At 35.1% G+C, this 13299-nt stretch carries 11 protein-coding genes; 4 read left to right on the top strand and 7 right to left on the bottom strand.

The annotated features are described in order from the left end of the window. Nucleotides 1-8: 8 nt before the first annotated feature. From BTR34_RS04460 to BTR34_RS04485, 6 genes are all read right to left on the bottom strand, one after another. Entirely contained in the window at nt 9-767 is a 759-nt protein-coding gene (locus BTR34_RS04460) for a hypothetical protein (protein ID WP_157483757.1), read from the bottom strand. Nucleotides 768-778: 11 nt separating this feature from the next. Beyond that, the gene (locus tag BTR34_RS04465; protein WP_074472100.1) at nt 779-2722 is read right to left on the bottom strand and encodes a CocE/NonD family hydrolase; all 1944 of its coding nucleotides are present in this window, start codon (nt 2720-2722) and stop codon (nt 779-781) included. 469 nt (nt 2723-3191) lie between these two features. Continuing rightward, a complete protein-coding gene (locus BTR34_RS04470) occupies nt 3192-3398 on the bottom strand; it encodes a hypothetical protein (RefSeq protein ID WP_068482035.1) in 207 nt (68 codons plus the stop codon). 438 nt (nt 3399-3836) lie between these two features. Beyond that, the gene (metK, locus tag BTR34_RS04475) at nt 3837-5093 is read right to left on the bottom strand and encodes a methionine adenosyltransferase (RefSeq protein ID WP_068482032.1); all 1257 of its coding nucleotides are present in this window, start codon (nt 5091-5093) and stop codon (nt 3837-3839) included. A gap of 263 nt (nt 5094-5356) precedes the next feature. Then, on the bottom strand, nt 5357-8035 hold the full coding sequence (locus BTR34_RS04480; protein ID WP_068482027.1) for a TonB-dependent receptor: 2679 nt from the start codon (nt 8033-8035) through the stop codon (nt 5357-5359). A 39-nt stretch (nt 8036-8074) separates the two neighbouring features. Then, nucleotides 8075-8929: a GLPGLI family protein gene (locus BTR34_RS04485; protein WP_068482023.1), complete on the bottom strand. Its 855-nt coding sequence runs from the start codon at nt 8927-8929 to the stop codon at nt 8075-8077. 194 nt (nt 8930-9123) lie between these two features. Here BTR34_RS04485 and BTR34_RS04490 point away from each other — a divergent pair, with 194 nt between their 5' ends. Genes BTR34_RS04490 through BTR34_RS04500 form a run of 3 tightly spaced genes read left to right on the top strand, consistent with a single transcriptional unit; the run spans nt 9124 to nt 11325 of the window. Then, the gene (locus BTR34_RS04490; protein ID WP_068482020.1) at nt 9124-9738 is read left to right on the top strand and encodes a deoxynucleoside kinase; all 615 of its coding nucleotides are present in this window, start codon (nt 9124-9126) and stop codon (nt 9736-9738) included. Nucleotides 9739-9764: 26 nt separating this feature from the next. After that, the gene (locus BTR34_RS04495; RefSeq protein ID WP_068482017.1) at nt 9765-10739 is read left to right on the top strand and encodes an aminodeoxychorismate synthase component I; all 975 of its coding nucleotides are present in this window, start codon (nt 9765-9767) and stop codon (nt 10737-10739) included. Further along, nucleotides 10723-11325: an aminotransferase class IV gene (locus tag BTR34_RS04500; protein WP_068482014.1), complete on the top strand. Its 603-nt coding sequence runs from the start codon at nt 10723-10725 to the stop codon at nt 11323-11325. The genes BTR34_RS04495 and BTR34_RS04500 overlap by 17 nt, the downstream gene beginning before the upstream one ends. Before the next feature lie 3 nt (nt 11326-11328). Here the strand turns inward: BTR34_RS04500 and BTR34_RS04505 are convergent, their stop codons facing one another. Further along, nucleotides 11329-12354 (bottom strand): App1 family protein, encoded by a 1026-nt coding sequence (locus tag BTR34_RS04505; RefSeq protein ID WP_317039565.1) that lies wholly within the window; start codon nt 12352-12354, stop codon nt 11329-11331. A gap of 211 nt (nt 12355-12565) precedes the next feature. Between BTR34_RS04505 and BTR34_RS04510 the strand changes: the two genes are divergently transcribed. Next, nucleotides 12566-13270 carry an energy transducer TonB gene (locus BTR34_RS04510; protein WP_068482007.1) on the top strand — a complete coding sequence of 235 codons (705 nt, stop codon included), beginning with the start codon at nt 12566-12568 and terminating at the stop codon, nt 13268-13270. The last annotated feature ends 29 nt before the right edge of the window (nt 13271-13299 follow it).

The raw sequence follows: 13299 nt of genomic DNA on the forward strand, positions 1-13299 counted from the left end.
AGGGATATTTATAAAGTATGATTGACAATCAGCTTTAAATATCGTAATTCAGGTGATGACAGAGGGTAATTAGGAAGCTTTTTGATTTTCAGCAAACTGTAATGAACGTCTTCTGTTTCCTTGATTAATTCTAAAAGCCCATTTTTATTCTGAGTTAAATAATTAATTATATAGCTATTGTAAAAGGAATTCATTTCTTTATCATATTTCTCTAGCAATTCATAAAGATTAATTGAATCTAAAATACTCATTAAGTATTCCATTGCTTTTTTTAAACCTTCCCATTTTGGGTGTTCCTTTATTCGCTTTTGAAGATATACCTTAAAACCACCTGTTGAAAAAGACTCAAATTTTTTATCTTCACAATGTGTCATCACTAAATGACTACTCAAAGGGAAATATGAATTATGAATTGTAAAATTCCTGAGCTCTTTAATAAAACAATGAAAAGAATTTTCTAACTGCTTCTCATTATACATTTCATTAAATGTAGTTGAGCTTGATAAAACATTGTGCAACTTTGAAATCAATACCCTCTGTCGAAAATGCCTTTTCATAGAATTTGTTATTGCATTATTTTCATCTAGATAATAGTTTTTCAATGATTTTTTCCAGCAGATATAATTATGCTTATAAATAAAAAATGAATTTCTAAATACTTGAATTGACTTAAAGCACTCATATCCATTTGTTTTCTTTAACTCCTCACTTTTATGCTGTGCTGTTAAAAGTACTTGAGCTACATCTCGCTTAGAAAAATTATCCATACTTTTTAACATTACTCCAACACCGAAAACTCAATACTAGAGTCCGTAAAAACCGTATGCGTTTGCGTTTTAAAATCGGATTCATCTGCTTTAAAGATATTATCCACATAGGTCTGCGGATTCAAATCTATTAACGGAAACCAGGTACTTTGAACTTGCACTTGTAGCTTATGCCCTTTTTTAATGGTATGGAACACATCTTGCAACTTAATAGTAACATCTGTCTTTTGGTTCGGTACAAATGGCTCTGGGTTGGCAAAACTATTTCTAAATCGACCTCTCAACACTTCGCTACGTACCATTAAATGATAGTTGCTCATTTTTAAGTGATCTTGCATGCCTTCATATGCCGGTTCATCTGCCGGGTGTACATCAATGATTTTAACAATCCAATCTGCGGCTGTACCTGTGGTTGCTACTTTTAGCTTCGCCAAAATGTCTCCTGCCAAGGTCATATCATTCTCCATAACTTCGGTTTCAAATACCAATACATCTCCACGACGTGCCGCAAAACGCTGATCGTCGGTCATGTATTTTCTTGGGGTAAATACCGTTTTAATATCCTCTGAGTATGGAACCGGTTTTTTAATATCGCTTATAAACTTTACTTCTTCAACCGCTTTTGGCTCAAAAGTCAATTCTTGATCAGCAGATAAGTACATGTCTTTTTTAACCACTCCCGCTGGTGGCCAAGTATCATAAGTCTTCCAATCTTTTCTACCGGTATCAAAAACGTAGGCTTCCGGCAGTCCGCTATTTTTATCTCCGTTTCCTTTTAAGAAATGGTCAAAAAATTTGGTTTCTATATGCTCTTGAAAAAATTCTGAAATACCGTCACCGAAGTAATAGTTACCTACCGTATTCTGTCCTTTTCTTCGTGCCCATCCGCCGTGATCCCATGGTCCAAAAACCAAAGTGTTGTAATTATCGGCATTGTACTTTTCAATATTCTTATAGGTTTCTAACGGTCCGTATAAATCCTCGGCATCAAACTCGCCCGCAACCACCATAGTCGCTACTGTTGGTTTTACATTTTTTAAATGCTGAATCAAGCCTTTACTCTGCCACATTTCATCATAATTTGGGTGCTCTTTTAATTCGTTCCAGAAATAATCATCGGTTACCCCTTCCTTTGCCATACGCGGTGTATCGGTAGTTTCGTATTCAAAGAAGCGGTCTAAGTTTTTCAGCGGACCTTCATCTAAAAAGAACTGGTACTGATCCTCAGTCGGTAATTCCGGTAATACATACCATGCCGTATCTATAGGTTTATCACCATCGGGTCTTGGCGTACCGAATAATGACGTTGCTCTAAAATAGCTCAGTAAATACGCTCCGTTATGGTGAAAATCATCAAAAAAGAAATCGGCAATACTTGCCTGTGGCGAAGCTGCTTTTAACGCTGGGTGCGCATCTACAACCGCATATGTGGAGTAAAAACCAGGATACGAAATTCCCCAAATACCTACATTACCATTATTGTTTTCTACGTTATTTACCAACCAATCAATCGTATCATACGTATCTGAACTTTCATCGATATCTTTCTCCGATGTTTTATTTGGATTATAGGCGCGCATATTCTCATAATGTCCTTCACTTAACCAACGCCCACGAACATCTTGATAGACCACAATATAACCATCTTGCATCATGTGAATATTTGGTGCAATTTTTTCTTTGAAATTCCCAGCTCCATATGGCTGAGAGCTATAGGGAGTTCGTTGCATTATAATTGGATATTCTTTTGAGGTATCCTTGGGCGAATACACCGTAGTATGGAGTTTTATGCCGTCACGCATGGTGATATCGACTTCTTTTTTGGTGTAATTGTCTTTTACATAGGTTTCCGAGACCTCAACGTCTGCAACTTTCGGAGCTGTTTTTCTACAGGAAACAATCACCGTAGCTACTAAAAGAAGTGTAAAAAAGTGTTTGGTGGTAATCTTTGGCATGTCTTAAGAATTTGAATTCTTAAATCTAAGAAAGTTTACTCGATTATTACCAATATAGTTTAGAGGAGGTGACCGAAAAGTTTGAATTGTTTGAGTTCCAAAATGGTGGGTTGCAATAACCATTGACACTATTTAGACTGCGCCATAGCAAACAACCTAAGGGCAAGTCCATGAGGCATTTATAGGAAGAAATATTTTTATTTCTAGACAAGCCTCGGAGCATTTAAATCTCGATTAATGAGTAAATGGCAGACCGGCTAAATTTGACAAAAAAAATGCGTACGGATAATTAGAGGCAGTTTGCTTCTGAAAAAATTAACGGGACTGAAATGAGGATCATAAATTAAATCATGAACAACTTTTTCACTAGCAAAAGAATGCCCGAAAAGAAATCGTTTTTATATTCTTGAATAGTGGTTTCTTGATGTAGTTGAGATTTCATTAAAGTAGCGTTTCGTTGGAGTTAAATTTAATTAGAAAAAGGAATTAATGCAACACTTTCAAAATTTTCTTCAGATTTTTTCATTTTGAATTCCGGATTCATTTCTACCGAACGATATTGAGATTTTGCAGCATCTAAAACTACAAACTCAGAAATAAGGTCCGTGTCTTTGGCACATGATTGCAATAATATACCCAGCAGAATAGTTGAAAGAAATCGGGAAAATTTAAGCATGGCATTCGTAGGTTAAGTTAAATTTTAAATAGGTTTCAAAAGACAAAGACTCTTTTCAACAATGCGGAATACAAGCAGACATTTGGGACTTCAACAGGTATTTACATGGTATATTTCTTTTTACAATACTAACATGTTCTTTATCTTTTAACTTGGTAAAATTTGGGGATTCACCAATAATTACAATTCAAATATATGTAATACTTTTCCTACAAAATAGATTTTGTGGTCAAAATGTAATTTCTTGTTGTGAAGGGGTGTTAATTTGCTTGTGAGGATTTTTTTGGCAAGTTCCCAATAGTCAGATTGCTTCTCAATTGCCTACTGATCGATGTAATTTTCGCAATGATATTTACTATAAAAAATGCTCCGTGAATCACGGAGCATTTTTTTTAAACTATTTATTAGCACTAATGCCATACATAGCTAGTAATACATTTACAAACTAAACGCTGCTTTAACCTCGGCTACTTTATCCAGTTTTTCCCACGTAAACAATTCAACCTCTTTTTCGATACGGCCATTATATGGCGATTCGAAAATTTTGGTAATAGTTACAGGTGTTTTCCCCATATGACCGTATGCAGCTGTTTCTAGGTAAATCGGGTTTCTTAATTTTAATCTATCTTCAATAGCAAAAGGTCTCATATCAAATAACTGCGCTACTTTTTTTGCAATGTCACCATCACTCAACCCTACTTTAGATGTACCATAGGTATCGACATAAATAGACGTAGGTTTTACAACACCGATTGCATAACTTACTTGTACTAAAATCTCATCTGCTACACCTGCAGCTACTAAATTCTTGGCTGCATGACGTGCTGCATAAGCCGCACTACGGTCTACCTTACTTGGATCCTTACCACTGAAAGCTCCACCGCCATGAGCTCCTTTACCTCCGTAGGTATCCACAATAATCTTACGACCTGTTAAACCAGTATCTCCATGAGGACCACCAATAACGAACTTACCTGTTGGGTTAATATGATACTTTATTTGATTATCAAACAACTTCTGTGTTTCTACCGGCAATTGTGCCTTCACTTTCGGAATCAGAATTGAAATAATGTCGGACTTGATCTTCGCCAACATTTTCTCATCATCGGCATCAAAAGCATCATGCTGTGTAGAAACTACAATCGTATCTATACGTATAGGCTCATTGGCATCTGAATATTCTATAGTAACCTGTGCCTTGGCATCCGGACGTAAATAAGAAATCTCTTTATTCGCGCGACGTAGCTCTGCCAATGTATTCAGAATTTTGTGCGAGATATCTAGAGCTAAGGGCATATAATTTTCTGTCTCGCTAGTTGCGTAACCAAACATCATACCTTGGTCACCAGCACCCTGCTCTTCTTTTGAACCACGGTCTACACCTTGGTTAATATCTTGAGACTGCTCGTGAATTAACGATATTACTCCGCAAGAATCTCCACTAAACTGGTATTCTCCTTTGGTATATCCTATTTTATTGATGACTTCACGGGCAATGTTCTGTACATCTAAATAGGTATCGCTCTTTACCTCGCCTGCCAGTACTACTTGACCTGTAGTTACCAAAGTTTCACAGGCAACCTTACTTTCTGGGTCAAAGGCAAGAAAATTATCTAATAACGCGTCACTGATTTGATCCGCAACTTTATCCGGATGTCCTTCACTAACAGATTCTGATGTAAATAAATATGGCATAACAATCTTTTTTATTCTTAAAAGGATTTGAACGAATGCCGAAAAGAAGTGTGATGCGATATGGTATCAGCATCAACTGCTTTAGCATTTTTTTCGTTTTATACCCTTGGGCTAAAACAGAGGTTGCAATCAGTCAAATCCCTCCTCTTTATTTTAATTGAGATGCAAAAATAGAAAAAATGTTCTGTTCAATATCTTAATATGATGTTATTTATTAACTCAAATAAAAGAATCGTCAAAATCTACCTATAATCCTCTACATTTTATAGATCATATTTTACAGATAACAGCACGTATCTGGGCTGAACAAAATAGGCTTGCGTGCTAAAAAACAGCTCATTGGTACTATCTCTATTGAGTGTAGTCGAATTCAATAAATTGGTCCCTTTTATTCCATATTCCCAACGGCTATCTTTCTTCTGGTATGTTAAGTCAGATTCTAAAAAACTGTAGGTGTTAGAAATGGTATCGGCATCATCGGTATAATTATAATAGTCATAATCTACCGTAAATATGAAATTCTTTAAGAAGCTGGCATCAAAACGAGCATAAGGTCTGCTCGTATAAAATGTGGTTTCTAAATCTCCATTCTCGTAATTGTTCACCGTATATCTATAGCCTAATTCTAAATTAGGAGCGTCTTTGAAATTAGTAGAAAGCGCTGCATTATAATTCTGTGTCAATGAATTTGATGTTCGTTGTGCATTGTCAACCAAGTTGTTTGTAGTAGACCAGCCCAAATTACCCTGAACAGATGCTTTTATTTTACTAAACGTACGCTCATATTTTCCGCTCGCGGTTAAAGATTCATCATCAAAATTAGAATTGATGGTGCTACTTACTCTATTAATACCAATAATATTAACTCCGCTTTTTAAAGCATCTATTCTTTTGGTATACGCTACATTCGCAAAAATATTGGTAAAGTTGAACATATTGAAGCTAAAAAAATTTAGCGATACATTATGGTTCAATGCACTTTCTAAATCGCGATTACCACTATACAACGAATTGTAATTGTTCAGCACATACCCTTGAGCAAAATCACTAACATCTGTAAAGGATCTTGTTACTCTATAATTGAAACGCAGATTTTCTGATTTCTTTAGTTGTGCATTGATATACACGTCTGGAAGCAACGACGTTAAATTATTTTCTACCACAGCACCCAATTGTTCGTTCTTTACATTAAACTGATGTAAGGTTACACCGGGATTAAAAGTAAAAATGCCCGAAATAACTTTGTAGTGTAGACCTGCATATACATCAGATACATGAAAGGCTACCTCATTACCAAATTCATCTCCGCTCATATTTAAAACAGACTCATTATCTAAAATCTGAAAAATGTTAGAATTGAAATTCTGATTGCTTTGTGTAGTTCCTAACGTTAGATTAAGGTTGCTCTTACTACCAAGCACCCTATAATAATCTACCTTGGCATCGACCTTATTAGTAACCACAGTTTTAGCCTGATTGATATTATATACATCTTGATTTTCATCAACTGGGAAAATATCTACAAAGGCAAACTCGTTTCGTATCGCTTCATAAAAAGGGTCTTCATCGGCATATAAATACTGCGCCTCTACCGCAAAAATGTTTTTATCGTTTAAGGTGTAGTAAATATTCAAATTCTGATTAACCGATAAGGGCTTCTGCTTTTTTACCTCGTCAATTTCATCGGTTATGGAGGAAATGGAAAGCACATTGACTTCCTCTGTATCGTCTGACTGTTTTAGAAGCGCATCATAATCTAACTGAAAATCTTCATTAGGCTTATATTTTGCACTCAATTTCGCTAAACCTAAATGAATGGTCTGATCTGTATTCGTAGTCGTGCTTTCAATATCATTACTGGCAATATAAGACGTAGTTCCTTCTGATTTCATTAGTGTGCCGGTGTACGAATAAATACCGAATCCACTTAAATCTAACCCTTCCGTTGGCGCATAACTGAAATTAGCGGCTGCGAATTTGGTGTCAATATCATTTGCCCTATTATTCTGTGCCGAAGAAAGCCCCAATTCATCTGCACCCGTAGAAATAGAGCTACCGCCCCTGGAATTCAAATTTCTGAATCCACCCGTAAAGTTTCTGTAATCGTTTCGTGTAAAAGGGACTTCGCCGATATTATTTAAATCGGTGATGATATTAATGCTGTATTTAGGACTATAATAAAATAATTTTGGATGTGCCAAATACCTGTCATCAGGACCGTAACCTGCCGTTAACTCTCCAAACCAAAAATTCTTTTTCCCCTCTTTCAGTTTTATATTCAATGCCACATTATCATCGTCATTGGTGAGTCCTTTCATTTGGGAAACTTCATTAAAGTTTCGCAATACCTCGACTTTACTTAAGGCATTCGCCGGAATATTCTCCACTGCTAACTTGGTATCCCCATCAAAGAAATCCTTGCCTTCTACCATGACTTTGCTCACCGTTTTACCTTCAACTTCTATTTGACCGTCATCGTTTATTTCAATCCCCGGAAGGTTTTCTAACACATCTTTCAATTTCTTTTCTGTACCCGACACAAACGAATCGGTATCATACACTATAGTATCGCCCTTTACCGAAACCGGCATTTCATAAGTAACATCTACCTCATCTAACTGTGCCTCCTGCTCTCGCATGACAATATCTTTTACAGCATCTTGCGCACTGGCCGTAAATGTGAACGACTCTGGTTTAAAACCGAGGTAACTCACTTTTACCGTATACTGCTCCCCAGTTTTCAATTTCAATTTAAAAAGTCCCGCATGGTTGGTAATTCCGTAAGACTCTAAACCTTGTGTTGCTGCATTTATGGCAATAACATTCGCCATATCTACACCAACACCTAGGCTGTCTTTAACTGTACCTGATAAGGATATTTCTTGAGCTGACGCTAATGTCCCCACCAATAGCAATAGTGTAAAAAGCACTTTATTTTTCATGTGATTGTTATAAAAAAGAATGAATTATGAAGTACTATTTTAGTTTGCCCTACCGCCATCACGACCGCCGCGGTTTCTGAAATTTTCACGCATTTCTTTCATTTTCTCTTGAGAGATTTCATCATATTCTGCCTGCGTTACTTTCTTGCCTTTAGTTGGCGCCTTTATTTCAATTTTCTCTGACGGATTCATCGTAATTTCAGAGCAAACGATAGTTGTAATATCATCGTTTACCGCGAGTATTAAACCTGGAAGACCCCAATACAACCCCGGACCTTGATTAATAGGGATTTCAGGAGTATACCACGCTACTATTTCCACTTCTTTTATCGTAAATTCTTCCTCTTTTTTCTCTTCCTCCTTATGTTCTTCTCCCCTACCCGGTCTTCTGAAAATAGCGCTCATATTTGGTCGCTTAATGGTCTTTGTAGCTGTTGCTTTAAAGGCAGTGTAATTGCCAATTTTCTTAGATTCACTACCCATTTTCCACTCTAAGGCTTCTAATTCATCATCGATCAAGAATATTTTACCCAGTAATTCATTCTTTATCAAATAGCGCTGCTCTTGAATGTTCTTGTACAAATCACCATCAATACCAGCCATAGCTCCAAAACGCGGACCACGACCACCACCTCTTTCACCTGGTTGTTCCAGCTTTTCTTCCTCTTTATAAATAGATGCTGTTTTATCGAAATTTAGCACAAAGGTTTTTTCATTTGCCCTTTTTATACGCGCCATCATATCCTTCTTTCTATCCTCTGGTATATTTCTATTCCCAAAATCAAAATTCACTTGAGTTTTGCTTTGGTAAACTGCCTTACCTTGAAAATCTTGTGCTTGTAAGCCAACGCTCAAAAAAACAATCATAAATGCCACAAACCAATTATATTTCATGTGGTATGTATATTAGAATGATAGTTTGACATCTTTTTTTGTTTATGGTTTAATTGAACTTTGATAATATTTCAACTTCGATATTTTTTTTAAGTCATATACCTAATATGTTTTTACTTCCTGATGTTATCTCGTATCTTGTACCATCTAATCTATGTTAGATTAACAATACAACCATTAATCAATTTAATTCTATGCACATAGCAGTTGCCGGAAATATTGGTGCAGGAAAAACAACCTTGACCAGATTACTATCCAAACATTACAAGTGGGAAGCACATTTTGAAGATGTAGTGGAAAACCCATATTTAGATGATTTTTACAATCAAATGGAACGCTGGAGCTTTAACCTTCAGATATACTTTTTAAACAGTAGGTACCGCCAAATTCTCCAAATTAAGGAAAGCGGTAAGGAAATAATACAGGACAGAACTATTTATGAAGATGCTCATATTTTTGCTCCTAACTTGCATGCTATGGGATTAATGACCAATCGTGATTTTCAAAATTACTCTAGTTTATTTGAACTAATGGAAAGTTTAGTAGACCCACCAGATCTACTTATTTACCTACGCAGCTCTATACCTAATTTGGTAAAACAAATTCACAAAAGAGGCAGAGAATATGAAAACACTATTTCTATTGATTACCTAAGCAGATTAAACGAACGTTATGAAGCTTGGGTGCATGGATATGAAAAAGGTAAAATGCTTATTATAGATGTCGACGATTTAGATTTTGTTGATAACCCTGAAGACCTAGGACTAGTATTGAATAAAATTGACGCTGAAATAAACGGCTTATTTTAGTTCGCACAGCATTAACAACGGCCCCTTTGGAAAATTTTGAACAGAAAGTAACCCAACTTCTTCAAAAAGAAGAGCCGTTTTTGTTTATTATTGATTTCAAAAAATCTAAAAAACTGGTTTATTCTTTTGAAGAAGCCGCTCGTGAAAACATTTATTTCAATATTAAAGGAGTTGGAAATGACGATTTACTAGTAAACAATGTAGCTGATAAAAAACCTATCCTCCTAAAACCAAAGCCTATATCTAAGGTAACTTATGAAAAAGCTTTTTCTAAGGTTAAAAAAGAAATAAACAACGGAAATAGCTTTTTACTTAATCTTACATTCCCTACACCTTTAAAACCAGGGGTTGACTTAAAAGAAATATACCAAAAAGCATCTGCTCCCTATAAACTTTTATATAAAGATAACTTTGTTCTTTTTTCTCCAGAGTGCTATTTAAAAATTAAAGATGGTAACATTTTTTCTTACCCTATGAAAGGCACTATCAGTAATGATATGCCAAATGCGGAAGAATTATTACTCACTAATAAAAAAGAACTTTACGAGCATAACACCATTGTAGACCTTATAAGAAACGACCTTTCTATGATTGCCAAAAATGTTCGTGTCAATAAATTTAGGTTTGTCGAAAAAATTAATAAAGGAGAGCAAGAACTGTTACAAACAAGCACCGAAATACAAGGTAAATTACCAAAAACATGGAAAGATAATTTTGCTAGTTTACTATTAAAAACGCTTCCCGCTGGCTCAATTAGCGGAGCACCAAAGAAAAAAACGATTGATATTATTGAGCAAGTTGAAATTATGCCAAGAGGGTTTTATACTGGGGTATTTGGCGTTTTTGATGGTCATGAAATAGATAGCGCAGTCAATATTCGTTTTATTGAACACATAAACGGACAATACTATTACAAAAGTGGTGGCGGAATTACACATTTAAGCTCGCTAGACGAGGAATACCAAGAACTTCTAGAAAAAATATATGTACCCACTTTTTGAGTCAGTTTGTATTGAGAATAGTCAAATTAAGAATGCCCAATACCACGAAGCTAGATTTAGAACATCTTATGTGCAACTTTATAAATCCTATCCTAACTATTCTTTATTCGATGGTATTCATTTAACGAATTTGGACAACACCATAAAATACAAATTACGTATTGGCTATAAGCAACATGGTACGCGATTTTCTATTTCTAAATATGAAAATAGCATACCTACATCACTTAAACTTGTTAGCGACGATACCATATCTTATGCCTTAAAACAAAACAATCGCAAAAAATTAAATAACCTCTACTTACAAAAAGGAGACTTTGACGATGTATTAATAGTTAAAAAGGGATGTATTACCGATGCTTCATATTCTAACATACTTTTTACAGATGGAAACAAAATAGTAACACCATCTACCCCACTTTTAAATGGCACATGTAGAGCCAGACTTTTAGCTAAAAACCTAATTATGGAAGCTAACATAAGGGAGTCTGATTTGCAAAATTTTAAATGCTTTCAATTAATTAATGCACTAAATAATTTTGATGAAAACAGATGGCTTCCAATAAAAAATATTTCTGGTAATTAAACTTTAAATAAAACCATTCTTTTTAGCATGCTCTATAGCTTCCGAAGTTTTGTTCACCATTAAAAAAGGAATATCAGTAAAATTGGAAAAAAGATTTTCTATACGGGCCATTCGTTTTGAATGATTTACAGTTCTTAAATAAATAGCTTTTATACGTCCTGGAAACAAAGTAGATATTTCTTGATAAATATCCCCATCTTTTTCTCCACTATCCCCAATTAAAATAAAAGACAAATTAGGGTAAGCTTTTAAAAGGTTACTTATTTCACGCTGTTTTTGTGGCTTCTCATCATTCTTTCTGCGCATTCTAAAGCTAGCCATACTACGTAATAAAATAGGTCCTTTAGGAAAGTTATTTGTTTTTAAAAAAAGTTCTAAATACCGATATAAATTCCATGGGCTGTGGCTCACATAAAATATTGGATTTGCCTCTTCACCCGTTTTCCCGTTATGTAGTTTCATGTAAAAATCCGAAGCGCCTTCAAGTTGCAAACGCTTAGTGGCTCGCTTAAACATAGTATTAATTATTACCTTCCATTTCAAAGAAGATACTACGCCTGTATGTAAAATGGTATCATCTATATCGCTAATTACCCCAAATTTAGCATGGTCACTAGGAATAAGCATTTCACCCGGAAATCGATTTTGCAATATTATTTCCCTTTTTAAATTCATGTCAGCAAATGAAAGCTCAAATTTCACCCAACCTTCATCATTAGCTAATTTCTGAAGTCCCTCAATTTGCTCATCAAACAAATAATAACCATCGTCATCAGTAGTACCCTCTACGGTTTCTCCGTTGGCAAAAGTAATTTTAAGTGCTGTATTTCTAACTTCATCCGTTTCAAACCGCTTCCATGTATTCCCCATTAAATTGAAAATACCTTTTTGATCTAAATCAATATTTTCATCTTCAATAGCACGACCACGCACATAAAGCCGGGTTGCACTACCGTAAGACTGAAAGTTAATAATCTGAAGCTTGTCTTTTTTGAAAATACCCATCGCGTTAAAATTACGGTCTTTCAACAACCTTTTAAATAATTTTTTACATAATTAATGAAATACTACCCTAGTTAAGTCAAAACCAAAGAATTCAGTTTAATAAAAAATCGATTTCACTCATTGAAAACCACGACTGACTCATTCTCGGTTTTATATCCTTAATCTATAAAATAACTTTATGAAAGCAAACGATTAATAACCCTACTTGTTTTACGCAAGTCTAAATTTTAAAATTATGGAACCAAAAAAAAATCCGCAGAAAGATTTAAACAGAAAGAGCAGTATGTACTTTGTATTTGGACTACTACTTGTTTTAGCCATGGTGTTTGTAGCCTTGGAATGGAAAACCTTTGATAAAATTCAATATGATGACTTAGGATTAAACAAGGTTGATGCCAGTATAGAGGAAGATGCCCCTATTTACCAATTACAGGTTACTCCTCCTCCTAAACCACTAGTTTTACCCATTGAAATAGAAATTATTGAAGATGATAATCCTATTGAAGAAACAGAAGTTATCGCCATTGAAGTAACACCAGATACCGAAGTTATTGACCCAACAGATTTAAAAGTTATAGATGAACCTGAGGAAGTAGATGTAAATTGGGTTACAATTGAAGAAGTTCCTGTTTTTCCTGGTTGCGAAAATGAAACGGATAAACGCGCTTGCTTTAATGATATGATGCAAAAGCATATTCGAAAGAACTTTCGCTATCCAGAACTGGCTCAGGAAATGGGATTGCAAGGTAGAGTAAATACACAGTTTATAATTAATAAAGATGGTAGTATTGGTGCTATTCTAAAAAGAGGTCCGCATGAATTACTTGAAGCAGAAGCTGCACGGATACTTTCTAAACTACCAAAGATGACTCCTGGAAAACAAAGAGGCTCAGCCGTTAAAGTACCTTTTAGTATTCCTATAACTTTTAAACTACAATAACTAATTGCACAAAAAAACCATCAGTTAGA

This window comes from Maribacter hydrothermalis, assembly GCF_001913155.1.
Taxonomy (GTDB): domain Bacteria; phylum Bacteroidota; class Bacteroidia; order Flavobacteriales; family Flavobacteriaceae; genus Maribacter; species Maribacter hydrothermalis.